20 protein-coding genes and 1 pseudogene are annotated in these 25,487 nt (G+C 38.0%); 7 read left to right on the top strand and 14 right to left on the bottom strand.

Annotation, left to right across the window (positions count from 1 at the left end):
- The first annotated feature begins 134 nt into the window (after positions 1-134).
- Complete coding sequence (locus tag NMK36_RS25655; RefSeq protein ID WP_072717881.1) at positions 135-395, top strand: hypothetical protein; 261 nt, start codon at positions 135-137, stop codon at positions 393-395.
- A gap of 171 nt (positions 396-566) precedes the next feature.
- On the opposite strand, the gene NMK36_RS25650 is transcribed toward NMK36_RS25655, so the two are convergent.
- Positions 567-1,487, bottom strand: a complete 921-nt coding sequence (locus NMK36_RS25650) for a transposase (protein ID WP_254172698.1) — start codon at positions 1,485-1,487, stop codon at positions 567-569.
- Between the two features lie 22 nt (positions 1,488-1,509).
- Between NMK36_RS25650 and NMK36_RS25645 the strand changes: the two genes are divergently transcribed.
- Positions 1,510-1,992, top strand: a complete 483-nt coding sequence (locus NMK36_RS25645; protein WP_367997223.1) for a type II toxin-antitoxin system VapC family toxin — start codon at positions 1,510-1,512, stop codon at positions 1,990-1,992.
- 82 nt (positions 1,993-2,074) lie between these two features.
- Here NMK36_RS25645 and NMK36_RS25640 read toward each other — a convergent pair whose 3' ends face one another.
- Together NMK36_RS25640 and NMK36_RS25635 are read right to left on the bottom strand one after the other, a co-directional pair.
- Positions 2,075-2,500: a DUF29 family protein gene (locus NMK36_RS25640; protein WP_072717883.1), complete on the bottom strand. Its 426-nt coding sequence runs from the start codon at positions 2,498-2,500 to the stop codon at positions 2,075-2,077.
- Positions 2,501-2,520: 20 nt separating this feature from the next.
- Complete coding sequence (locus NMK36_RS25635; protein ID WP_254174950.1) at positions 2,521-3,060, bottom strand: peptidoglycan-binding protein; 540 nt, start codon at positions 3,058-3,060, stop codon at positions 2,521-2,523.
- Positions 3,061-3,211: 151 nt separating this feature from the next.
- On the opposite strand from NMK36_RS25635, the gene NMK36_RS25630 reads away from it, so the two are divergent.
- Entirely contained in the window at positions 3,212-4,435 is a 1,224-nt protein-coding gene (locus NMK36_RS25630) for a DUF1501 domain-containing protein (protein WP_254174949.1), read from the top strand.
- Positions 4,436-4,546: 111 nt separating this feature from the next.
- Positions 4,547-5,752 carry a glycoside hydrolase family 10 protein gene (locus NMK36_RS25625; RefSeq protein WP_254174948.1) on the top strand — a complete coding sequence of 402 codons (1,206 nt, stop codon included), beginning with the start codon at positions 4,547-4,549 and terminating at the stop codon, positions 5,750-5,752.
- A 192-nt stretch (positions 5,753-5,944) separates the two neighbouring features.
- Here the strand turns inward: NMK36_RS25625 and NMK36_RS25620 are convergent, their stop codons facing one another.
- Together NMK36_RS25620 and NMK36_RS25615 are read right to left on the bottom strand one after the other, a co-directional pair.
- Entirely contained in the window at positions 5,945-7,072 is a 1,128-nt protein-coding gene (locus NMK36_RS25620) for an adenylate/guanylate cyclase domain-containing protein (RefSeq protein WP_072717887.1), read from the bottom strand.
- Positions 7,073-7,377: 305 nt separating this feature from the next.
- A complete protein-coding gene (locus NMK36_RS25615) occupies positions 7,378-7,896 on the bottom strand; it encodes a DUF4330 domain-containing protein (RefSeq protein WP_072718680.1) in 519 nt (172 codons plus the stop codon).
- 494 nt (positions 7,897-8,390) lie between these two features.
- Between NMK36_RS25615 and NMK36_RS25610 the strand changes: the two genes are divergently transcribed.
- Entirely contained in the window at positions 8,391-13,598 is a 5,208-nt protein-coding gene (locus tag NMK36_RS25610; protein ID WP_254174947.1) for a response regulator, read from the top strand.
- 188 nt (positions 13,599-13,786) lie between these two features.
- Complete coding sequence (locus NMK36_RS25605) at positions 13,787-14,836, top strand: mannose-1-phosphate guanylyltransferase (RefSeq protein ID WP_254174946.1); 1,050 nt, start codon at positions 13,787-13,789, stop codon at positions 14,834-14,836.
- 139 nt (positions 14,837-14,975) lie between these two features.
- Here NMK36_RS25605 and NMK36_RS25600 read toward each other — a convergent pair whose 3' ends face one another.
- On the bottom strand, positions 14,976-16,469 hold the full coding sequence (locus tag NMK36_RS25600; protein ID WP_254173932.1) for an IS5 family transposase: 1,494 nt from the start codon (positions 16,467-16,469) through the stop codon (positions 14,976-14,978).
- A gap of 529 nt (positions 16,470-16,998) precedes the next feature.
- Here NMK36_RS25600 and NMK36_RS25595 point away from each other — a divergent pair.
- Positions 16,999-18,056 (top strand): IS630 family transposase gene (locus NMK36_RS25595; protein ID WP_254172945.1). Its coding sequence is split into 2 segments (ribosomal slippage): positions 16,999-17,391 and positions 17,394-18,056, totalling 1,056 coding nucleotides; the frame shifts between segments, so codons are not numbered across the junction.
- Positions 18,057-18,091: 35 nt separating this feature from the next.
- On the opposite strand, the gene NMK36_RS25590 is transcribed toward NMK36_RS25595, so the two are convergent.
- The 8 genes and pseudogenes from NMK36_RS25590 to NMK36_RS25555 all read right to left on the bottom strand — a co-directional run bounded on the left by NMK36_RS25590 (position 18,092) and on the right by NMK36_RS25555 (position 25,463).
- Positions 18,092-18,544, bottom strand: a complete 453-nt coding sequence (locus tag NMK36_RS25590; RefSeq protein WP_254174200.1) for a transposase — start codon at positions 18,542-18,544, stop codon at positions 18,092-18,094.
- On the bottom strand, positions 18,541-18,948 hold the full coding sequence (locus tag NMK36_RS25585; protein WP_254174201.1) for a helix-turn-helix domain-containing protein: 408 nt from the start codon (positions 18,946-18,948) through the stop codon (positions 18,541-18,543). The genes NMK36_RS25590 and NMK36_RS25585 overlap by 4 nt, the downstream gene beginning before the upstream one ends.
- A 72-nt stretch (positions 18,949-19,020) precedes the next feature.
- Positions 19,021-19,887 (bottom strand): hypothetical protein, encoded by an 867-nt coding sequence (locus NMK36_RS25580; protein ID WP_254174945.1) that lies wholly within the window; start codon positions 19,885-19,887, stop codon positions 19,021-19,023.
- 69 nt (positions 19,888-19,956) lie between these two features.
- On the bottom strand, positions 19,957-21,048 hold the full coding sequence (locus NMK36_RS25575; RefSeq protein ID WP_254174944.1) for a leucine-rich repeat domain-containing protein: 1,092 nt from the start codon (positions 21,046-21,048) through the stop codon (positions 19,957-19,959).
- 74 nt (positions 21,049-21,122) lie between these two features.
- Positions 21,123-22,154, bottom strand: a complete 1,032-nt coding sequence (locus NMK36_RS25570) for a leucine-rich repeat domain-containing protein (protein WP_254174943.1) — start codon at positions 22,152-22,154, stop codon at positions 21,123-21,125.
- A gap of 81 nt (positions 22,155-22,235) precedes the next feature.
- Complete coding sequence (locus NMK36_RS25565) at positions 22,236-23,195, bottom strand: leucine-rich repeat domain-containing protein (RefSeq protein ID WP_254174942.1); 960 nt, start codon at positions 23,193-23,195, stop codon at positions 22,236-22,238.
- 175 nt (positions 23,196-23,370) lie between these two features.
- Positions 23,371-24,324 (bottom strand): annotated as a pseudogene (locus NMK36_RS25560) (patatin-like phospholipase family protein); the annotation flags it as partial.
- Positions 24,325-24,350: 26 nt separating this feature from the next.
- Positions 24,351-25,463 (bottom strand): IS630 family transposase, encoded by a 1,113-nt coding sequence (locus tag NMK36_RS25555; RefSeq protein ID WP_254172743.1) that lies wholly within the window; start codon positions 25,461-25,463, stop codon positions 24,351-24,353.
- Between the last annotated feature and the right edge of the window lie 24 nt (positions 25,464-25,487).

The raw sequence follows: 25,487 nt of genomic DNA, 5'->3' as shown, positions 1-25,487 counted from the left end.
CCCCTCGTTCCAAGGCTCCCGCCTTGGAATGTTATTAAGGAGGCTCCGCCTCTTTTTCGTGGGTGGTAAAGTTATTAATAGTTATGTATAGGCGATCGTACAAATTTAAGATAATATAATTGAAATCCCGAACTATGAATACAGTTCAATTACGCCAAAAAATCGAAAGCCAACTCAATCAACTTTCACCCGAAAGACTTACTCTAGTGAGTGAGTTTCTCGATTCTATTCAGTTAGCAGAAACTATTGAGTCCTCTTCATTGCGTAAACTATCCCCTATTAAAAGAGGTAAAACAGCTAAAGATTTACTAAAATTTGCCCAAACTTGGCAGGGTGATGATCTGGAAGACTGCCTAAATTTTGTACAGGAGACTCGCTCAGAAACGCAATTTTAAGCCCATGCCTTATCTACTAGACATCTCCGAAAATCTCCAAATGCCCTCTATCGCTACTTTTGGAATCTCTAGCACTCCTGTGCCGGCTTCTCCAAAAGTAACGGATTCATAGGCTTTTTCAGTCACATTAATAATAACTAATGAATTTTATCTCTGATATACAATTATTTCTCAAAAGAATTCTGGGCAATTCTTAGATGGTAATACAATCGCTCCTATTCGCCATCTTATTAATCCACATACTGTCAAGATTATTGCTTCATAATTTTGCCTCTTTAACCGAAATCTTTCTGAAGCAACTCGATAAATTTTTATCAGTCTTATTAAATGTTCGACTACAATCCTTTGTTTAGCTTTTAATCGATTTTCTTCTTGCTTTTCAGCCGATATCTCTTGATTCCTCGGTTTCTTATGTGGTGTATTAATTGCTGTTTCTCCTACATAAGCTTTATCCCCTCTGTATTTTTGATTATTCCCCAATTCCTGGCTTCTTTCTCTCCACAATTTCAGATCACTTGTTGCTCCGGTATAACCCACAGCTACATCCACTATTTCTTTTCCATTTGGCATGACAATGACTTGATTTTTAAAGGTATGTGTCTTTTTCTTTCCTGAGTAATATTTTTTCTGCTCTTCATTGTCTGTTGGTCTTTCCCTGGGCTGTTCATAGCTATCTACTACTAACTCAAATTCCACCAGAATTTTTTCTACCCACTCCCAATCACTCTCGTTTTTTTTTACTTGCTCTAGCAAACTCGCTGGTAGTAATTCTCTCAAGATTTTTATCCAGTTATGGAAAATATCATTCGCTGTTGATTCACTGACTTCAAACTGTAACCCTAACATTTGAAATGTGGGCATTTGATGCAGATAAATTAGAGTCAGTAAGATTTGTTCCTCCACAGATAATTTCTGCCGACGACCCCCACCTGCTTTAATCAACCTGATTTTAGTTTTTTCTTTTTCCTGTCGTTTTTCTTCTTCTAATAACTCCGCAGCTTGAATGAGTTCTATCATCTGTTCATATTCCATCCCTAATAGCCTTTTTGCTTGCTGGGGATTCTTGTCCAGATAGTCTCTTAATTTACTCATCTCTAATCCGGGGTAAAATTTAATTTTATCATCTTTTTACCCCTCCTTTTTTCTATTTTGGAGATGTCTACTGGATACAAACCACTGTAGCTATATTATTAATGGAAACTCTCAAGTAATTAATGCCTTAAATGATCATGTAAATGACGTTATTGGTATTAGTATTATTACTTATGCTGAACTGCTTTACATGACTAATAAATCGCTGAAAGCTGTGCAGAATCGGATCGCCGTTGAAGCCTTTTTAACTAATGTTGACCTGCATTTTATAGATGAAGAAACTGCTATCATTTATAGTGGTATTAAAGCATCAGTATTTAATCAATTTGCTCCAAAAGATAAAAATAAACGTCGCCACACCAGCATGAGTCACTTGGGATTTACCGACCATGACCTTTGGATTGTCGCCACAGCGATTCAACACGAACTAACCTTAGTTTCCACCGACAGTGACTTTAAACGAATTAACCAAGTTCAGCCGTTTTCTTGGGAATCATGGATGTAATATTCCAAAAACTGAGTTTCTAGGATAACTTTTGCATCCTCACTAAGATTTTGTTCAGGAACCCAGTTTTATTCCCCCTATTTTAACCCTTTAATATTAACCCTAACGCTCGATTAATAATCTCTTGTTTATTAACAATTTTTTCTAATTCTTCCGGTTGATAACGTCCTTCTTCAACTTCTAAAGAAGCTTGATCAATCGCATCAGGATAAGCTGCTTCTAACGCTTCGGCTAAATCTTCAGAATTCAGGTAATAGCCTCCTGCTTTCCGACGTTTATTTTTTCGTTGAATTTGTCGAATAGAATTGCGGATAGAGATATCCCAAGAGCGAGTTGTTCTATTTTCCGCTTGTTGTTTAATTAAATGCAACAATAAAATAATACTATAACTAATAATATTATTAATCTTGTCATCTCGGCTCATTTCTTCCAATTCTTCAACAACAGCTAATGATCCAGCAATATCCCCCTTGAGGAGAAGATCTTTTAAGGTTAACAGTTCTTCCATAATTCTCAATTTAATCTGAATTAAACAACAGGTTCAATAAATCGTTGATTGGCTCGAATAAAAAACGCTCCCCCTTGATAAGAAACGACTAACCAAGGTTTACCGACTGAATCAAATTTAATCGGATAACGATATTCAGGATGGAGCATTAACATCGTACCTGAGGGAAAAGTCATATCGATAGAATAATTAAATCCGGGGCCACTCCGAGCATTTAAGGTTTTAGAACAAGTGACGCGCCATTGTTCCCAATTACCCTGAATAAAATCTCCTAATTCATTAGGGACGGGAGGAAGTTTATTTTCAGCAGAATAGCTAGAATTTTGATTAACATCCGTAGAATTTTCAATTGCAGCTACGGCTTCTTGAAGTTTGAGACGAGTTGCCTCTCCAATCATCCCATCAATGGCTAATTCCATTTCCTCTTGAAAGGCTTTAATCGTAGCTTCTAATTGTTCATCAAAGGGCATTCCAAACCGCCCAATATTATAACCTAACCGTTCTAACTGATATTGGATTTCTCGAACATGAGCCCCTAATGCACCGCGCTTTAAAATCATGCTTAAATTCTCCTCTCTATGTTCCGGTTTTGTGTTAGGCTATGGGAATACTAAACAACAGTTAACACTATCTTCTCTATCTTAAATCATTAGTTTAACCGAGTTAATAAAAATTATCTTAATTTCTGCGATGATCAATGAGGTTAACAGAATGGAAAGACGACAATTTTTAAAATTTGTAGGTCTTGTTGGAACATCAGCGATCGCAACCTTGGGAACTCAAGGATGGGTTGCAAAAAGCTTTGCGACTTCCCCCTCCCCAAAACGGTTAATTGTGATTTTTCTTCGGGGTGGAATTGATGGGTTAAACGTGGTGGTTCCCTATGCTGAACCGGAATATTATGCCGCCCGTCCTGTGATTGCCATTCCCAAACCTGGAACCGAAAAAGGGGTCTTGGATTTAGATGGTTTTTTTGGGATTCATCCGGCTTTATCCCCCCTGATGCCTCTCTGGAAACAAGGCAATTTAGCTTTTATTCATGCGGTAGGTTCTCCGATTTCTAATCGTTCTCACTTTGAAGCCCAGGATCAGTTAGAAACGGGAACCCCCAACAGTCAAAAAACCCCCGATGGATGGATGAATCGTTTATTAGGGGTGTTACCCGGACACACTCCTGTTGAAGCCGTCAGTGTGGGAACTGTGATTCCGCGAATCTTATCGGGTTCTCAATCCGTTGCCAATATTACCCTCAATTCTAATAGTACCCGCGAACTCCCCATTGACGGAGAGCAAGTGAAGGCTGCCTTTGATCAACTTTACGCGAGTAACGATGCTCTGAGTCTAGCTTATCGAGAAGGCAGAAGCGCCCGTGAACAACTGCTTAAGGAATTAGACGCGGAAATGGAAGCCGCTAACCAAGGAGCCCCCTTACCCAAGGGATTTGCGGGGGAAGCCCGACAACTGGCGAGTTTGTTAGTTCGAGATCCCAGTATTCAACTGGCGTTTATGGCTTTGGGAGGATGGGACACCCACATTAATCAGGGGGCAGCTACCGGAGTCTTAGCGAATCGTTTAAATCCTTTAGCTGAAGGGTTAGCGGTGTTAGTGGAACGGTTGGGAGAGGTTTATCGGGATACAACCGTAGTGGTCATGTCAGAATTTGGGCGCACGGTTCACGAAAATGGCAATGGGGGGACGGATCATGGCTATGGGAACGTGATGTGGCTGTTAGGAGGGGCAGTTCAAGGGGGAAAAGTTTATGGTAAATGGCCCGGCTTAGCGAAATCTGAGTTATTTGAACAACGGGATTTAAAGGTAACAACCGACTTTAGAGAGGTAATTGCTCAGATTTTATTGAGTAATTTTAAACTGAATTCCGAGCAACTGCTTCGAGTGTTTCCGAACTTTACCTTCTCTCAAATTCTCAAATCCTAATTCAATGTTAGAAGATCAGCAAAATTTGGTAAATTATTAAAATATTCTAAAAAACACAGGGTTCTCTGCTGAATTGCTGATTTCTTCTATACACTTATGCAATTGGATTTCATGGCGAAAAGTTCGTGGCGATCGCATTTTTCTAAACAGACAGTACGAATCCTAAAATCAATTTCTTTAATGGTTTTGGGGATAGGATTAACAATTTTACTATCCGCCTATCCAGGTATTGCGATTCCCCCTCAACTGTCCCCAGAAATTCGGGGTGTTTGGATGACAACAAATGATAGTGATATTGTGCGAGATCATGCGAAATTACAGGAAGCGGTGAATCAATTAGCCCGGTTAAATTTTAATACAATTTATCCCGTAGTTTGGAATTCAGGTTATGTGTTTTATCCGAGTGGAATAGCTCAAGCAAAGGGGTTTCAACCCTTTATTCGTCGAGGGTTACAGGGACAGGATGTTTTAGCGGATTTAATTACCCAAAGTCATCAAAAAGGGTTATTAGTAATACCTTGGTTTGAATTTGGATTTATGGCACCCCCCTCATCCGAATTAGCTTTAAATCATCCCCAGTGGTTAACCAGTCGCCAAGATGGAAGTTTAACTTGGGAAGGTGTGGCGGGGGAAGTGGTTTGGTTAAATCCATTTCATCCCCAGGTACAACAATTAATCATCGATTTAGTTGTGGAAGTGATGACTTTATATCCAGTGGATGGAATTCAATTTGATGATCACTTGAGTTTACCCATTGAATTTGGTTATGATCCCTATACGATTAAGTTGTATCAACAAGAAATGAAAGCATCCCCTCCCAGCAACCCGAAAGATGAAGCTTGGGTGCGTTGGCGGGCGAATAAAATTACAGAATTTGTTGAAAAATTGCGTAAAGCGGTAAAAGCTAAAAATCCTAAAGCAATTTTTTCTATTGCTCCCAATCCCTATCATACTGCTTATAATAGTCATCTCCAAGATTGGGTGGGTTGGGTGAAAAAAAATCTAGTTGATGAGTTAATTGTTCAGATTTATCGTCCAGATTTACCGAGTTTTGTTAGAGAAATAACGAAAGCAGAAATTAAAGAAGCCCAGAGTAAAATTCCAACGGGAGTAGGGATTTTAACCGGGTTAAGAAATCGACCCATTGGGATGAATCAAATTCAAGCGAAGGTACAAGCCGCCCGTCAAAATGGCTTAGGATTTTCGTTCTTTTTCTATGAAAGTTTATGGGATGAAGCCCCGGAACCCATACAGGAACGACAATCAAAATTTCAAACCCTATTCTATTATCCGGCTTCAAGGGCTTTTTTGAGATAAAAATTAATCGTCAGTATCTCTTGTTTAATTTGTAGCAAACATTTCAGGATTTTATATTATCCCTCTTTTATCACTTTGAGGAAAAAGCCGGATTTGACTTAGGTTGAAAGGGCGTAACTTCGTTCAAATTCCCCTTGGTCATAAAAGAGGGATTATTTTAATCAAAATTTTCGGGTTTGAATTGAACTAAAATTACTTTTCTGTTAAATTTTCTACCCCATCCCAGTTAGCAGGTAAGGGGGTTTTTAACCAATGTTGACAGCGTTGAATATGTAGGGTTGCGGCTGAATCTTCGGGAGTCAGAGATAATACGGCTGCAAACTTGCCTAATGCAGTGGTAAAATCTCGATTCAAATAGGCTTTGCGTCCTGCTTCATAAAGGGCGATCGCTTCCAATCTTTGATCAGAAATAACAGCCGATTTTTCCCCAACTAATTCATAGAGAGAAACAGGTTGGGTTTTGCCTTTAACCCGAACAATATCTAACTCTCGAACGATTAATTGCTCTGCACAAAGCTGATAGGTATTCCCACTAATAATAATATCACAATTATAGCGTTTGGTTGTTCCTTCTAACCGCGACCCTAAATTAACATCATCCCCAATCACTGTAAATTCCATCCGTCGAGAATGACCAATATTTCCACTAATAGCATTTCCTGAATGAATCCCAATTCCAATGCGAATAGGAGGTTGTTTTTGAGCCAGTCTTTGCTGATTAAATTGGATTAAAGCTGACCGCATATCTAAAGCTGTTTGTACCGCTTTCCAGGCATGATCTTCTAAGGGAATCGGTGAACCAAAAACCCCCATAATGGCATCCCCCATATATTTATCTAGGGTTCCTTTATGATTAAAAATCGGTTCAACCATCACATTAAAATATTCATTCAGCATCCCAACAACGGCTTCTGCGTATTCATAAAAATCAAAGGGAATATTAACCTTTTCCTTAGAACGGGCAACTTGACCAGCAATGCCTTGATTCAGAGGAATTCTAATTTCTAAAGAGCCTTTTCCTTCATCTTTAGCAATTAATGACCAGAGTTCATTTTGGTCTTCATCCAGCAAGAAAACCGTTGTCCGATCTGCGCCTAAAAGTTCTCCAATTTTTAGGGTAATTGCATTTAGCATTTCATTGAGAAAGGCTTCAAAACTATGATTGCTCACCCGCAACATTGCTAAAGTTTGGTACACCGTTTTAAGCTGTTGCTCAACGGACTTCATTTCCGTGCGAAAATTGCTGGGTGTCAGAGGTGCAATAAACTCTGAAATCCTCAAGGTTTGTGGAGATAAAGCAACTTGAGTGGAAAGGTTCATCGTTTTGCCCTGATTAATAAAAAATAAAGAGGTAAATGGGAACTATAGCTCATCTCTCTAAATCTAGTATATTGACATTTTCCAAAAATAAAAGCCTAATCCTTCATCAAAAAAAATCATAAAATTCAAGATTTTTATTACCAGAACCCCCTGATTATTCATAAAGTTCATAAAATTCATAAAATTCATGGTATTTTAAAAGGGCATGGGGCGTGGGGAGAGAGAAGGGAGATGATTAACGTCAACAAAAACGCACCCGAGTGAATCTAACCCCTGATAACTGATAACTGATAACTGATTACTGATTACTGAACGCGAACTTCGATGACTGTCCCGTTGAAGTTGTATTCTTTGCCGTCGAGTTCAACAGTGGTGCCGACTTTGATTTTGATATTCCCTAAAACCGGGCCATTTTCGGTGATTTGACCTTTTCCTTCTAAGGTTAAAAGCAGATTATTGTTAAACAGAACATCAGCAGTGGGGTCAGGAAGGGGCTTCAATGTTCCATTGGGTTGGGTAACGGGGATAATTCTAGGTAAAAATTCTATATTTTTCAGCGTTACTTGACCATAGGGTTGATTCCGAATAATTAAGTTAGTTTTTTCTCCTGTTTTAAATAATTCTTTGGCGTTACGGCTTTTAAGTCCAACAACCAGAACATCTACTTCCACAGGACGGGTGGTGACACCAACTTGAGCGACAGAGCCCGATGTACCCGGGTAAAAGAAAATACCAAAAATTACCAGTAAAATAACGAAAGCAGCACCAAAATCGAGAATGCTAATTTTACCGAAAAGACGGCCTTGAGAATCTAAAATTTTCATAGGATAATTATTGTGATTTTTAGGTAATTGCCCGGAAAAACTCAAGGGAGCAGTAACCCGGAACATGACTTTGGGTGAAAATGACCCTCAAAAATTTTAAATCTAAAGGCGATAAGAAGCCAAAATGGAAGTAAAGATTCTGTTTCAATCCCCCCAGATATCTTTTGACTGTTGAGGGTAAAATCCTCTGCTCCCTGCCCCCTACTCTCCCTGCTGAGACTTGCTATATGTGGTTACACTCTCCTAACAGGCCTTGCTGGTTTCCGAGCAAAACTTTTACACTTTTCACCAAGGGCCTTAATTCCGGTCTGACTCAGAGGTCGTTGCAAAATTGGGTAAGACATCCAGTGAAAATGCCAATATGCTGGTAGTAAGAGAGGGTATTACCCCCCAGGTATCTTAACCCTTATCTTGCCCTAGATGATTTGCGGAGCCTCCACAAGACCCCAGCGCCCAACCTGATTCCAGCTAGCCCTAACCCAAATAAGCCCTCTATGTTTATTCCCTCAGTTCGTCAAGCTATCAACCGCCATCCCTTAACCACGACACCGGAAACCCCTGTGGAAGAGGTTATTTTGTTGATGAGCCGTACCGGTTCCCCCTCGGTTTTGATCATTGAACCAGCCGATACTCCCCAGCAGAAACCGACGATTGTAGGGATTTTTACAGAACGAGATATTATTCAGTTAAATTCTATTGGAGATTCTCTCAAGGGATTTCCCATTTCTCGAATTATGATTCGGTCATTTCTAACCGTTCGAGAATCGGAAATCAACGATATTTTTACAATGATGGGGTTATTAGAAAAACATCAAGTTCAACAAATTCCTATTGTGGATGATCAAGGAGGATTAGTCGGGATCATCAGTCCCCAAAATTGTTTACAACTTTCTTTCCGAGAACGAAGCAAAACACCACGACGTTTACCCGATATTCCTGTAGGAGTTTCTTCCCACCTTCTCGACCATCTTTTTCTGCCCGATCATTTAATTAAATTAAATCAACTGGCTCCCCTACGAACCTCTAAAATTGTTCAGGTGCCTGGAACAGCAACAGTACGGCAATTAACCGAATTAATGTTGCAATATGGTGTGGATGAAGTGGTGATTACTGAACCCATTTCTTCTAATTCTCCATTAAAACCCGATCAGACTTCTAAACCCAAATCTGAATCTAAATCGGTGGGAATTGTCACCCGTCATGACATCATTTCTATTCAAGCTTTAGGACTGAATCTCAAAACCCTTAAAGCTAGTAGTATTTGTAATACCCCGCCTCTAGTTTTGCGATCGCACGTTTCCCTAAAAACGGCATTAATCTTAATGCGGAAATATTATTATCAGCTTCCTATTATTTTAGTAGATGATAAAAATAATCCGACTACTGTAATTTCTCCTCAAACCATTTTGCTGCAAGTGCTTCAACCGAAGTCTATGCACAATATGCTTTTAAGTTGGCAGCATCAAATTCAGGAGACTTCAAAAGTAACTCCTTCTGACTCTGGGTCTGTATGTTGTGAAAACTCATCCTTAAGTAATGAAGCCATTGAAGCTTTAAAATCTCATCAAGAAGGGATTTATAATTGGAATTTAAAAACTAATGAAGTTTTCTATTCTTCTCAATGGAAAGCAATGTTAGGATATCAAGAACATGAAGTTAAAAATATTTTAGAGGAATGGTTAAGTCGGATTCATCCTGAAGATTTGAATCGAGTTAAAGTTGCTTTAAAGGATTATTTTTCTCAAAAAAATCATGAATATCTGACAGAATATCGCATCCGGTGTAAAGACGGTGAATATAAATCGGTACTCAATCGAGGTCAAGGATTTTGGAGTGAACAAGGAGAACCCCTGCGCTTAATTGGAACTCAAATTGATTTAACCTCTTCCCTGTTAGAAAAGACTTCATCTCCTCCACCCCCACCCAATCGAACTCTTGATGATAATACCATTGATCGCTTAAAATCCGTAGTTTTTAAAACGGATATTCACGGAAATTGGACGTTTTTAAATTCCGCTTGGACACCGTTAACGGGTTTAACCGTAGAAAATAGTTTAGGGACATCATTTTTAAACTATATTTATTCTCAAGATCGGACAAAAGCGAGTCAATGGTTTGAATCTTTAATGTTAGGTCGCTCCCAATCGAGTCAACAGGAAGTCCGGCTTTTAGCATTTAATATTAAAGAACAACAACGTACCGGACAGCGTTCTCAACCGACCACGCGACGGATTTTAATTTCAGCGCAATTGCTCCTAGATACACAGCAACAGATTACAGGACTTATCGGAACGTTACATGATATTACAGAACAGTTTCAAGAATTAGATCAATTAAGAGAACGAGAAGTTTTAATTCGTCAATTTTATGAAATCACCCTGGGAAGTAATCGTGATTTTGAAACCCGAATTAATGCCATTTTAAGCATGGGTTGTCATCGATTTGGGATGGATATTGGGTTACTAGGACGAGTTTTTGCAGATCGGTATGAAGTCATTTCTTCCTATTTGAGTGATGATTTTCCCTTTGGATTTGCCAAGGGAGATACCTTAGCCATTGAACAAACCTTTGAATGGGAAGCGTTAAAAACCGAAGAAGTGGTTTGTTTAGAATCCATTAAACAATCAACCTGGAAAGATCATCCTGCTTATCAAACGCGACGGTTAGAAGCTTATATTGGCATCCGAGTGATGTTGGGAGGACGAATTTATGGAACGTTGAGTTTTATGAGTCGTCACTCACGAGCACCGTTTCAAAGCTTAGATTTAGAGATTATTAAATTAATGGCAAATTATATTGGAAATGAGATTGGACGAGAAAAATCTCAAGAAATTCTTCAACAACAAAATCAACATTTATTATTACTGAAACAAATCACCCATAAAGTTCGTTCTAAATTAGAAACTCAAGAAATTTTTCAAACCACAGCGACTCAAATTGGTCGGGTTTTCGGAGTCAATCGGTGTTCCATTTATACTTATCGATCTGATCCCTATTCTCACTTATCTTGTGTCGCAGAATATCTGGAATCTGGCTATGATTCAACCTTGAATTTTGAAATTTCTGTCACCTATAATCCGTACATTGAAAAACTCTTAGCGGAAGATGCTGCGATCGCTTCTGTCGATGTTTTTACCGAACCTTTATTAGAATCTTCTGCTCCCATGTGTCGGCGCATGGGATTAAAATCCATGTTAGCAGTTCGTACCTCCTATCAAGGAGATGCCAATGGCATTATTATGCTGCATCAATGCGATAAAATGCGCCAATGGATACCCGAAGAAATTGAATTTTTAGAAGATGTTGCGAATCAAGTGGGATTAACCTTAGCCCAAGCTAAACTGTTAGAAGTAGAAGTCCAAAATCGTCAACAATTAGCGGAACAAAATAAAGCCTTAGAAGAAGCGAGATTAGCGGCGGAAGTCGCCAGTCGGGCTAAAAGTGACTTTCTAGCCACCATGAGTCATGAAATTCGCACGCCGATGAATGCGGTGATTGGGATGACGGGCTTATTATTGGATATGAATTTAACGCCTGAACAACAAGATTTTGTGGAAACCATTCGTACCAGTGGGGATGCGTTACTCACGATTATTAATGATATTTTAGATTTTTCTAAGATTGAATCGGGTAAATTAGATTTAGAACAAAATCCCTTTAAACTTCGAGATTGTTTGGAAGAATCTCTAGAATTACTTTCAGCAAAAGCTGCCGAAAAAGGAATTGAAATTGCCTATTTAATTGACCCTTCTACGCCGCAGATGATTTTAGGAGATGTCACAAGACTACGCCAAGTTTTAGTCAATTTACTCAGTAATGCAGTTAAATTTACCGCCGAAGGAGAGGTTGTCGTGATGGTGAAAGCTACGGAAGTGAAAAATATTCCGATTAACCTCACGTCTACCCCAACAATTGCTCACAAAATTTATGATATTCAGTTTGCGGTTAAGGATACGGGTATTGGAATTCCGGCTGATCGTATGGATCGTTTATTTAAAGCTTTTTCGCAAGTGGATGCGTCCACTACTCGTCAGTATGGAGGTACGGGTTTAGGATTAGCAATTAGTCAACGGTTATGTGAATTAATGGGCGGACAAATGTGGGTGGTCAGCCGATCTTTATCCAATTCTAACACTGAAACTCAACCCTTAATGTCTACAATCAGTGGGAATCCTCCAGAGGATTTTGTTGAGGCGTTAGAGTTAGATTCGGGTTCAACATTTTACTTTACCATTCGGGCTGAAGCTATCCCCAATGTTGAAACAGATGAACTCTCTAATTTCCTGGCTGGAAAGCGTTTATTAATTGTTGAAAATCATGGCATTAATCAAACGGTTTTAATTCGACAAGCGAAATCTTGGGGAATGATTCCTGTTTCTGTTAAAACCGGACAGGAAGCCCTGAATGTATTGAAAAAGAATCCTGATTTTAATTTAGTCATTTTAGGGATGAATTTACCGGATGTTGATGGAATTACCCTAGCTAAAAAAATTCGAGATTGGGAACGGGACAATGCCGAAATTTTCCAAGAACAAAAACCTCTGAATATTACGTTCTTTAATTATGTTGTGAATACCGATCTCGTTAAACAAGTCGAAAATACTCAAATTAATTGTGCTGGCTTTATTAATAAACCTCTGAAACAATCGCAATTTTATAATACATTAATTCAAATTTTCAGCCAACCCCTTGAAAGCGTTCTTAAATCTTCTGCTAAATCCTTTGGGGTGGGATCATCCAATTTATTATCGGTTCCAGCGTCCAATAATTTACGAATTCTCCTGGCTGAAGATCATGTCGTTAACCAAAAAGTTGCTATTCAAATGTTACAACGATTAGGTTATCGCGCTGATATTGCTGGGAACGGATTAGAGGTTTTAGAAGCTTTAAATCGTCAATATTATGATGTCATTTTGATGGATGTTCAAATGCCCTTAATGGATGGATTAGAAACGGCTCGTCGGATTTGTCAAGACTATGTACAAAGTCCCGAAAATCGCCCCCCTAAACCTTGGATTATTGCCATGACAGCCAATGCAATGCAAGGCGATCGAGAAATGTGTTTAGCAGCAGGAATGAATGATTATATTACTAAACCCGTGCGGCGGGAAGAACTGGCAAAAGCTTTATCTCAATGTCAACCCTTCTCTCCTGAAAATAGTCATGAATCTCCCATCAATTCATCAGACTTTTCTCTCAATGGATCTTCTAATTCTTCAAAAGAAAAAGAAAGTTACACGAATGGAAATCAACCCTTAGAAAAATCTCTTATCCCTCCAGAGTTTGTCGCTTTGGACTCTTCCGCCATCGATCAACAAGTGTTGAAAAATCTCCGAGAATATGATGATGAAGATGATCCCTTTGTTAATACATTAATTCAGGATTATTTAGCGGATGCGCCTGAAAAAATTGCCCAAATTCAAACCGCGATCAGAACTCAAGATATACAAGGATTAAAAGAAGCTGCTCATACCTTAAAATCCAGTAGTGCTCAATTAGGTGCCATCACATTTTCTGAGTTATGCAAAGAGTTAGAATATATGGGACGGGTTGGTATGGCCGCAGAAAATGGCTCTAGGACTGAATGTTTTACATCAGGAAGTGCGGCGGCTGGCTTCTTAAAGATGGAAACAGAATGGTTACGAGTCAAAGCGGCTTTAGAACAAGAATTAGCCAGGGAAGCCATCGGAATCCAAAATTAAGAAGGATTGATTGGGGTAAAATAACTATTGACGGTTTTCCCTTCATTCTTTAGGATTAAATGATGAGGAAAAAATGAGCTTGACCGTTGGCAAGAGGTTTAGCTGTCGTGATACCATTAGGGAAAAAAATATCGAAAAATTTCCTCAATCTTTGATCATTTAATTGGATTACCTATTTAATTCTAAGTATGATTCCTGTGATTCTGGCTGGTGGAAAAGGTGAACGGTTTTGGCCCCTGAGTCGGAAACATCGACCCAAACAATTTTTGAGTTTAGATGGGAGTGGCGTTAGTTTATTACAAGCAACCGCAGAACGGTTATTACCCTTAACCGATAGTTGGGATGGGTTATGGGTTGTTACCTCGGCTTTATTAGAGGCGGGGGTTCAAACTCAATTACCTCAATTACCTCACGCGAATATTTTAGCAGAACCCGAAGGACGAGACACCGCCCCCGCCTTGGTTTGGACAACTTTAGAAGTGGCAAAACGCTATGGAGAAGAAGCTGTTGTGGGGTTCTTTCCGGCGGATCATTGGATCGCAGAACCCGAAAAATTTCGCCAAACTTTAAAAGCCGCAGAAGAATTAGCAAAAACCCAAGATGTGATCGTGACATTAGGGGTAAAACCCACCTATCCTTCAACGGGATATGGTTATATTGAACAGGGAGAAAATATTGGAAATTTTGCTGGATTTCCGGCTTATAAAGTAGCCCGATTTACAGAAAAACCGAATCGAGAAACCGCAGAAGAATTTTTAGAAACGGGACGATTTAGTTGGAATGGAGGGATTTTTGTTTTCCGTGTGGGTGTCGTTTTAAAAGAACTCAAAACTTATGTTCCTGAATTAGTGAGTGCGTTAGAAGCAAAAGGGAAAGAGGCTTATCCCGAATTGAAAAAAATTAGTATTGATTACGCCTTAATGGAAAAAACACAAAAAGCTTGTGTTTTACCCGTTGAATTTGGATGGGATGATTTAGGAGATTGGAATGGATTAGAACGGTTATTGGGAGGAGATAAACCCAATGTAGAAATTGTTAAACACGTTGGGTTAGATACGAAAGGGGCAATTTTATTTAGCTCTAGTGATGAAGATGTGGTGGTAACGTTAGGGATCGAGGATTTAGTGATTGTTCGGGATGGAAATGTTACCCTAATTGCGAAAAAAGACCGGACTCAAGATATTAAACAGGTGTTAAAAATCTTAGGGGATGAATCAGAATATCAGAATTTGCTGTAATGATTCCAAAGCCATGAAGTAAGCACTGACGGGGTTATTACCCCGTTAAGGCAATGGATGTCTATAATCATTCTCATCCCTTATTTCTGTTTAAGTAGGGCTTGCTGAAAAAGTAACAGAAAAGCAAAAGAATGATTAACTAGCAAATGGAGTCAGAAGGATAAATAAGTTTTTTTTGAGATAAGGAGTTAACAGATAAATTCTGGTAATCAATAACTCGAAAAAAGTAATTGAACAAAAAAATTGACCTAAAAATCCGTCTAAGAATCACAGAGAGATTCATGACTAAAAAAGTAATAGCAATTGCTGTTTCGGAAGTATGAGCTAGTTTATTCATAATCCGATTCAGGCTAAATCTTCTTTTCCCTTGGCCAAATTTCCCCTCAATGGAATTCCGAATTTTTTCATCCTCTAACGCCTGTTTCTTAGTAGCTTTACTAAGATTTGCTGACGGTCTCCCTAATGGGAGGCCACTGATTCTAATTCCTCTGTCTTTACACCAAGCTCGGTTGTCTCTAGTCCGGTAAATTTTATCTACATGGACTGATTCAGGATAATGCCCCGTGTATTCTTTAAAAGCCTCTATTTGTGTTTTTAAATCACAGGATTCGTTAAAATTATCCCAACTAATCCGGTCAAGAAATACATATTCATCCAGACAACTCGCAGACAATTTAGCACCAAATTCTACTGACGTTCCGGCTTTACCTCGCACAATCGGACGAATATGAGGTTGGCTCAAACTGACGATTCTATCGGAAATGCTCTGTTTGTTATTCTCATACATCCATTGCTGTTGACGGTAAACTTCTGATATTACTAATAAACTCTTATATTGCTTGTTATTTAAGCAATCTAGCGTTGCTCCATTGTCGATGAGTTGGTCTATATGTCCTAAGTTTCGTTTAATATATTGCAGTTGTTTTTTAACTGCTTTTCGTCTTTTTTGTCGGGAAGGTCGGCGTTGTTTGGCTACTTCTAGGTAGTCTTTTCTGGCTGTTTTTCGATAAGTTCTTGGTTTCTTTTCTGATTTATCCTGACGACTTTTATGCAAACTATCAATGATTTTTTCTGTCTGTTCTCTGGCTTTATTTAAAATTTTTAAGTCTGTTGGATATGTGATATCCGCAGGTGCACAAGTCGCATCAGCTATTAATTTTCCTCGGTTTTTCCTCTCACTTCCCTCTTCAGCTTCTGATTGATTTTCTGAGGCTGGCTCGGAACTCGCCTCTCGCATTCTTTTGACCATTAACCGATTAACTTTATTCACTAAATTTACATTGATTCTCGTCCGAAAGTGCACTAACATTGAGGCATCAAATGGAGCTTCGTTCCTGTATTCTGACAACCCGATAAAATACTGCAAGTAGGGATTTTCTTTGATTTGTTCTACTGTTTCTCGGTCGCTTATCCCTAATTTTTCTTTAATGATTAAGGCTCCTAATGCCATTCTAAATGTTTTGGCGGGTGCTCCCATCACAGATGAGAATAATTCTGCATATTCCACTTCAAATTCTTCCCACGGTATCCATTGAGCCATGATTACCCAGCGATTCTCTTCTGAGAGTTTTCCCTCAAATGGCAGTTTGAACTCTTCGGGTGGTGTTTTCTGTTGTTCGTCTTTACGGTACATTTTCCCCAACTCCTGCCAGGTTTTTGCGCTATTTTACACCCATCCCTTGCACCTGATTCATTTTTTCTTGTCTTCTCCTCCCGCCTGTTCTGGCTTTTCGCCTTTTTTCAGCAAGCCCTAAGTAATATGAAATCCACTTATGAACGCTACATCAGTAGTACCGTTAACGAGGCTCAAATCCTTAAAGGACATTGGGGGATTTAGAATCAATACCATTGGGTAAAAGGGGAACTGTTTCCCCTAAAATCTTGAAAATCATCGGGTTTTAGAGCGGTAGAAATCTAATAATGTGAAAGAAAAAGTTAATAGACTAATCGCCACTAGAACAACTATCCCCAGAATCCCCAGAATCCCCCCAGGAACAACTATCCCCAGAATCCCCAGAATCACTATCACCGTAGTAACTATCGCCATAATAGTCACTACTATAATAACTACTCCTTCTTCTTCTAAGTAGGTAGGCAGGAAGAAACGAAAGTATGTAAAGATAAATGAAGAGAGAGAAGAAATCTACCGAGGTCATGAAAATATGGGTGCTCGTTTAAGGGTATTTCTAACTCGTGAGCAAGACAAAACCCTGTTCAAGCTCAGAACAGCAGATGTGCCACAGAAAGTTAAAGACCGAGCCGAAGTGATTCGATTAAACTCACAAGGTTGGTACGTGGAAAAAATAGCAGCTTATTTTAATTGGACAGCACAGACAGTTAGAGAAGTGTTGCACAAATGGGAAAAGTTAGGACTAGAAGGGTTATGGGAAAAACCCGGTCGCGGGGGAAAAGCCAAGTGGAAAGAAGAGGACTTAGTATTTTTAGAAGAATGTCTCAGAAGAGAACCCCGGACATACAACTCTGAGCAATTAGCCCAAAAATTAGAACAAGAACGGTCAGTTAAATTGAGTCCCGATAGATTAAGACGGGTGCTCAAAAAAAGGGGGTGAATTGGAAGCGAGCCAGAAACAGCCACAAAGGAAAGCAAGACCCGATAGTCCGCGCGCAGAAACAGGCGGATTTAGAAATGTTGGAATTATCAGCCGCCACCGGAGAAATTGACTTAAAGTATTTAGATGAATCGGGTTTTTGTCTGTGGAGTGAACCGGGGTATACCTATTATTTTAGAGGGGAACAAAAACGTTTAGAACAAACTCGTCGTCGGGGTCGAAGATTAAGCATTATTGGGTTTTTGCAACAGCAAATCAGTTTTGTTTACGGCTTGGTGATTGGAGGTGTCAATCGCCAGTGTTATATCCAAATGATGGAACAAGAAGCAGCAGAGGCTGAAAAAGCCGGACGGATGAGAGTCATTGTCCAAGATAATAGCCCCATACATCAATGCCATGAAGTCAAAAAACTCTGGCCAAAATGGGAAAGTATGGGTTTGTATATTTTCTATTTGCCTAAATATTGTTCGGAAATGAATCCGATTGAATTAGAGTGGCAACATCTCAAAAAAGATGAACTATCAGGACAAACATTTGAGGATGAATTAGACCTGGCCTATGCGGTAATGAATGGTATTCAAGCTAGGGGAGAAAGAGGAAACTACAGCACACAACGGATGAAATTTCACTCGCAGCAACAACCCAGTTAACTTTTCGTTACATACTTGTCGATTTTCTCGCCTACCTACTTATACAAACCCATACTTTCCCATTTTGGCCAGAGTTTTTTGACTTCATGGCATTGATGTATGGGGCTATTATCTTGGACAATGACTCTCATCCGTCCGGCTTTTTCAGCCTCTGCTGCTTCTTGTTCCATCATTTGGATATAACACTGGCGATTGACACCTCCAATCACCAAGCCGTAAACAAAACTGATTTGCTGTTGCAAAAACCCAATAATGCTTAATCTTCGACCCCGACGACGAGTTTGTTCTAAACGTTTTTGTTCCCCTCTAAAATAATAGGTATACCCCGGTTCACTCCACAGACAAAAACCCGATTCATCTAAATACTTTAAGTCAATTTCTCCGGTGGCGGCTGATAATTCCAACATTTCTAAATCCGCCTGTTTCTGCGCGCGGACTATCGGGTCTTGCTTTCCTTTGTGGCTGTTTCTGGCTCGCTTCCAATTCACCCCCTTTTTTTGAGCACCCGTCTTAATCTATCGGGACTCAATTTAACTGACCGTTCTTGTTCTAATTTTTGGGCTAATTGCTCAGAGTTGTATGTCCGGGGTTCTCTTCTGAGACATTCTTCTAAAAATACTAAGTCCTCTTCTTTCCACTTGGCTTTTCCCCCGCGACCGGGTTTTTCCCATAACCCTTCTAGTCCTAACTTTTCCCATTTGTGCAACACTTCTCTAACTGTCTGTGCTGTCCAATTAAAATAAGCTGCTATTTTTTCCACGTACCAACCTTGTGAGTTTAATCGAATCACTTCGGCTCGGTCTTTAACTTTCTGTGGCACATCTGCTGTTCTGAGCTTGAACAGGGTTTTGTCTTGCTCACGAGTTAGAAATACCCTTAAACGAGCACCCATATTTTCATGACCTCGGTAGATTTCTTCTCTCTCTTCATTTATCTTTACATACTTTCGTTTCTTCCTGCCTACCTACTTAGGTCGTGGAATACATTTTTTCGTTAATTCTTTCAATATCTGATCAGCAGCTTGTTCTTGACCAAGAGGAACAAAAATAGAGCGAGTAATCTCCCCAGTGGGTTCATCTGCAAATAAACGAGTTGTCAAAACAAAATCTTGATCGGGTTCGGAGTTCGGTAATTGATAAAATAATTCCAACTTTAAGACTCGTTTTAATAAATTGATGCCATATAAATGATAGGGTGTTCCTTCCCAGCACCAATATTCACCATCTGCATAAAACCCATTTTCACCAATATAAACATCACAAATATTTTTGCTTCGTTTGGCTGATTGAAAAATTCCGGCTATAAAAAAGGCTAATCCGGTTCCGAAGCCAATACAGATCTCTACTCCCAATAAGTTAATCAGATCTTGAAACCCATTTCCCGTCGGATGATAATGAAATTTTCTCCCGTTTAAAATTTCAATGATTAGAATAAAAATTATTATAAACGGAGACCATAATAATAATATCCCCAGTCCTTCTAAAAAGATATGAGATGCAATCCATTTTCTATCTCGTTCAGTGTATTCCCAGCGATACCAATAGTTTTCAGGGTTACTAATAAAATCTCCGGCTAGTTGGCGATTAATCTGATCAGTGATCTGAGTTTTTCTGAGATTAAGAATAGCCGCCCAAGCGATATAAATGATCATCATTATAATTGAAACCGCAAGAAGATCAAAGATGCCTATCACTAATAGTAAGTCCTTTGTTATTAAGGGATAAATAAAACTCATTGAGATCAGAAATAAAGCGGTTCCTAACCCTAATATTATCCACAGGTTGGGGGAGCCGATTTGGGTTAATTCTGCTTTGTCAGTGTAAACTTTCATGATGTTTTCCTTGTGTTAGGTAAGATTTACAGGTGTTTGAGAGAATGCGAGCGATCGCATTTTTTAATTTTAAAAGTTACAAATTGATTGATTGGGTAGAGGGCATATTTTCTGTTCTATTGGGTTTTCACTCAGGAAAAGCTGAGTCAATTGAGTTAAACTTGATAAAGAACTAAGATCATTGATTTGATTGCCCATAACGCTAAGGCTAGTCAATTGAGTTAAAGAGGACAAAGGGCTAATATCACTAATTTGATTAGCCTCAAGGTTAAGCCAGGTCAATTGAGTTGAAGAGGATAAGGGACTAATATCTCTAATTTGATTAGTTTCAATGTACAACTCAGTCAATTGAGTTAAAGAGGACAAAGGGCTAATATCACTGATTTGATTACTGCCGAGGTAAAGCACTTTCAATTGAGTTAAAGAGGATAAAGGACTAATATCGCTAATTCTATTGAGGCTGAGGTTAAGCTGAGTCAATTGAGTTAAAGAGGATAAAGGACTAATGTTACTGATTTGATTTTCCCACAGGTGAAGCCAAGTCAATTGAGTTAAACTCGATAAAGGACTAATATCGCTAATTGGATTGCCAACGAGAAAAAGCTCAGTCAATTGAGTTAAAGAAGATAAGGGGTTAATATCACTGATTTGATTGTTGGCGAGGTAAAGCTTAGTCAATTGAGTTAAAGAGGATAAGGGGCTAATATCACTAATTGGATTGCCGACGAGGTAAAGCTCAGTCAATTGAGTTAAGGAGGATAAGGGGCTAATATCACTAATTCTATTGAGGCTGAGGTAAAGCACTTTCAATTGAGTTAAACTCGATAAAGGGCTAATGTCGCTGATTTGATTGCCGATGAGAAAAAGCTCTTTCAATTGAGTTAAAGAGGATAACGGTCTACTATCACTAATTTCACCGTAGTTTAAGTCAAGTGTAGTGATTTGAGATAAAGCTTGATTGGCTTGATTACAATCGGTTGTTTCTGCTACTTTTAACAACACTTCAATTGTATGTTTCGTTTCCTCGCTTAACTGCTTTTGATTCTCACACCACTCGCCAAAAGTTTTAAATTCTACTGAGGGTTGAGCTAATAAGGAATTGTTAGAGATTCCTAAAGTTAATGCAAGTCCAATTAATAATGATGACGTTATTTTTTTCATGATGGGTTATCCTCTGATTAATTGACTGGTTTTGCTAAAATTTACAAGTGTTTTAGAGAGTGCGATCGCATTTTTTAATCTCCAAAAGAACAAACTGATTGATCAGGTAAAGGGCAGATTTGCTGTTCTATTGGGTTTTCACTTAGGGAAAGACTTTGTAACTGAGTCAAAGTGGATAAAGGACTAATATCTCTGATTTGATTTTTGCTGAGGTGAAGGTTTACCAATTGAGTTAAACTGGATAAGGGTGTAATATCACTAATTTGATTGGAGTCAAGGAAAAGCCAAGTCAATTGAGTTAAACTCGATAATGGGCTAATATCACTTATTTGGTTTATACGGAGGTCAAGCCCAGTCAATTGAGTTAAACTCGATAAGAAACTAATATCACTAATTCCATTCTCAATGAACGTAAGATTTCTCAATTGAGTTAAAGAGGATAAGGGACTAATATCTTTAATTGGATTACCACCGAGATTAAGCTCAGTCAATTGAGTTAAAGAGGATAAGGGTCTAATATCATTAATTTGATTATCGGTGAGGTCAAGGGTAGTCAATTGAGTTAAAGAGGATAAGGGTCTAATATCACTAATTTGATTACTGTAGAGGTAAAGCTCAGTCAATTGAGTTAAAGAGGATAAAGGACTAATATCACTAATTTGATTACCGCCGATTATAAGATTTGTCAAGTTAGTTAAAGAGGATAAGGGTCTAATATCACTAATTTGATTGCTGTAGAGGTAAAGCTCTTTCAATTGAGTTAAAGAGGATAAAGGCTTAATATTACTAATTTGATTTTCGTGAAGGGTAAGGTATGTCAATTGAGTTAAACTCGATAAAGGACTAATGTCACTGATTTTATCGAAACTCAGGCTAAGTTGAGTGGTTTGAGATAAGATTTGATTAGCTTGATGACAATCGGTTGTTTCTGCTACTTTTAACAACACTTCAATCGTATGCTTTGTTTCCTCCCCTAACTGGTTTTGATTCTCGCACCACTCAGCAAAGGTTTTAAATTGTACTGAGGGTTGAGCTAATAAGGAATTGTTAGAGATTCCTAATGTTAATGCGAGTCCGATTAATAATGATGATGTTAATTTTTTCATTGTGGGTTATCCTCTGATTTAATTCGCTGGTTTTACTAAAATTATTATAAATTTTAGACTGTGTGATCACATTTTTTAATCTTAAAAATGACAGATTGATTGATCAGGTAAAGGACAGACTTTCTGTTCTATTGGGTTTTTCCTCAAGTAAATAACTCCTAACTGATTTAAAGTCGATAAAGAACTAAGATCTCTGATTTGATTGTTGACGAGGTTAAGCTCTGTCAATTGATTTAAGCCAGATAAAGGGCTAATATCACTAATTTGATTGTTGACGAGGTTAAGCTCTTTCAATTGAGTTAAAGAGGATAAGGATCTAATATCACTAATTTGATTGCTGTAGAGTTTAAGCCAAACCAATTGAGTTAAAGAAGATAAAGGGCTAATATCAGTGATTTGATTGATTTCGAGGGAAAGCTTTATCAATTGAGTTAAAGAGGATAAAGGGCTAATATCACTAATGTCATTGACTCCAAGGTCAAGATCTGTCAATTGAGTTAAAGAGGATAAAGGACTAATATCACTAATTTGATTGAGGGTGAGGAAAAGTTCTTTCAATTGAGTTAAAGAGGATAAGGGTCTAATATCACTAATTTGATTGTTGAAAAGAATAAGCACTTTCAATTGAGTTAAAGAGGATAAGGCGCTAATATCACTGATTTGATTGCTTTGGAGGTAAAGCTCCGTCAGTTGAGTTAAAGAGGATAAGGTGCTAATATCACTAATTTGATTGAGGCCGAGGATAAGCTCTGTCAATTGAGTTAAGCCAGATAAAGGGCTAATATCTCTAATTTCATAACCACCTAGGTTAAGTGTAGTTTTTTGAGATAATATTTGATTAGCTTGATTACAATCGGTTGTTTCTGCTACTGTTAACAACACTTCAATTGTATGTTTCGTTTCCTCTCCTAATTGGTTTTGATTCTCGCACCACTCAGCAAAGGTTTTAAATTGTGGTGAGGGTTGAGCTAATAAGGAACCGTTAGAGATTCCTAAAGTTAATGCAAACCCAATTAATAATGATGACGTTAATCTTTTCATGATAGGTTATCTTCTGGCTGAATCGACTCTAACTATTAACAAATAAAACCCTTTTAACTTATTCCCTACTCTGGTTTATAACTCTGCCTCAGAAGTCGGATCATTAAAAGGGAATTATATTGATAGTTGAGATGACACGGTTGGGCTAGATTAGGATTTTTAAAACCCCAATTTATTACGTCAGTTCTTCAACGACTTTTTGCACTTTATCTTGATAATCTTTAGTTATAATATAATCAGCAACCGATTCTTCTAAAGCTATCATGTTTTTTTCATCGGCACTAAATGTACTGACATCTTTCTCAAAAAAAGATTGAAATCGTACATAGTCAGTTTCGTGTTCAAGAAGTTGTTCAGCGATGTAATCTGTGGCATCACTGGAACCATCTGCAAATACATCCATTAAGGGAATGTTTCTAATTAAACTTGCCCAATTGAAAGCTCCCCATCCTTGGGATTGTCGAATGGTAATTCGATGTAATCCTGCACCAACTCCAAAAGATACAACTAAATCGGGAAGTTGTTTGAAAACTTTTCGACATTCAGCAATGGCACAAAGAACTGGATTATTAGCAACTAAACCCCCATCAATAAAGGGAAGACCTTCATTTGGAATTTTTAAGTTTGACTTTTTGCCAATTTTTTTAGCTTCTTTAGCTTGTTTTTGAACTCCATAAATAAAGTTATCATTATCAATCAGATGAGCCGGAAAAGCAACAGGAGCAGAACAAGAAGCTTTACAAATTTCCCAAATTGGTACACTTTTGTAGAGATCGTCGTTATTTTTAAATATCATGGCTCGACGATTGTAGACATCATAACTAGGGATAATCAGTAAAGGTTTAAGCTCTCCAAATAGTTGCTCTGAGAATCTTTCTCTAAGTACCTCCTCTAAACCTTTGCCATCGTAAACAGGCTGAGTCGATATTTTTTTGATACTTTCATTATCTACATCTAAAATATTAAAAGGGTTAAAGGTTGTCCAATCTAAATCTTGCTCTAAGAATCGTTGAATTAAACTGAATACGGTAGATTTAGGATCAGGAAAAATTCTATCACCGTCGCATTTAAAAAAACTTCTAATTTCTTGTGCAGATATTCCCTGAGCAACAGCCAGTGCAATAATACTCCCTGAAGATGTAAGCTGTTGTGTATTTAAACTGTGATTATAGCATTACCTTTGTTTTTAAGTTTACGTCCCCATTTAATAGATAACTGTCCTTCATTTAAAAGCTGATGTAATAAACACTCTAGCTCATCAACTGATTTAAAGAGTCGATGAGCTATATATTCTTTAGCTGAATGCCAGACTAATTCAATTAAATTATAATCTGGACTATATGCTGGAAGAAATTCTAAATAGACATTCGGCATTTCTGCTTTAATTTTTTCTAGGTACTCTTCTTTTTTGTGAAAACTTGCATTGTCAAGAATAATCAGGATCTTAGCTCCTTTTTCTACAAATTCTTCTGCTTGATTTCCCGCTAATACCCATTCATAAATTAGCTCTTGATAAAAACTTTTTAACACTTGATAAAAATTATCTGCATTTCCTTTATCCAGAAATTCTACAAATCTTTTTTTATCCGAGTACCTCAATCCTCCCATCACATTAACTCTTCCTTTCCTCCTGTCTCCTCTAATCTGTTTCCTCTTCCCTTTTTTACACCAATTCTTTCTTTTTATCACTCTTAAATTAAATCCACTTTCATCCCAAAACCATACCTGTAATTGTTCTGGACTTTCTTTTGCTATTTTCAAATATTCTTCTATTTTATCTTTAAATAATTTTCTTTTTTCTGGATCTCTTTTCTCTTCTAAGCTATACTTTGCCCACAAATAAACATACTTTTTTTCCTTTAATATCTTTCTCACTTGTGAACTACTTAATTTGATTCCTGTGATTTGTTCTAAATAAGTTGCCAATCTTTCTCCTGTCCATCTCCCAAATTCATATCCTAATTCTTCCGGTTCTTTTTCTACTGTTTCTAATAATATCTCTATATATTTGTCTGTGGCTTTTCTATAATTTCCTTTCATTCTTTCATCTTTTAGGCTTTCTAATTTGTCAGGGTCTCCATGTACACACCAATAACATACTTTGTTTAATGAGCAGCCCAAAAACTTGGCAATTTCACTTTGCTTTTTACCATCATTTAGCAATAATAAAATCAAGATTCTTTCTCGGATTTGTCCATTTTCTTCCTCTTTCAATCTTTTCTGTAGTTTCTCTACTTGCTTTTCATTTAAATGATTTTTAGCAGGCATCTTTTGATTGATTTTTCTAAACTT

Origin of the sequence: Planktothrix pseudagardhii (assembly GCF_904830925.1) — a bacterium.
Taxonomy (GTDB): Bacteria; Cyanobacteriota; Cyanobacteriia; order Cyanobacteriales; family Microcoleaceae; genus Planktothrix; species Planktothrix tepida.
Note: the sequence above shows the minus strand (reverse complement) of the source record. Positions and strands in the feature narration are given on the sequence as shown.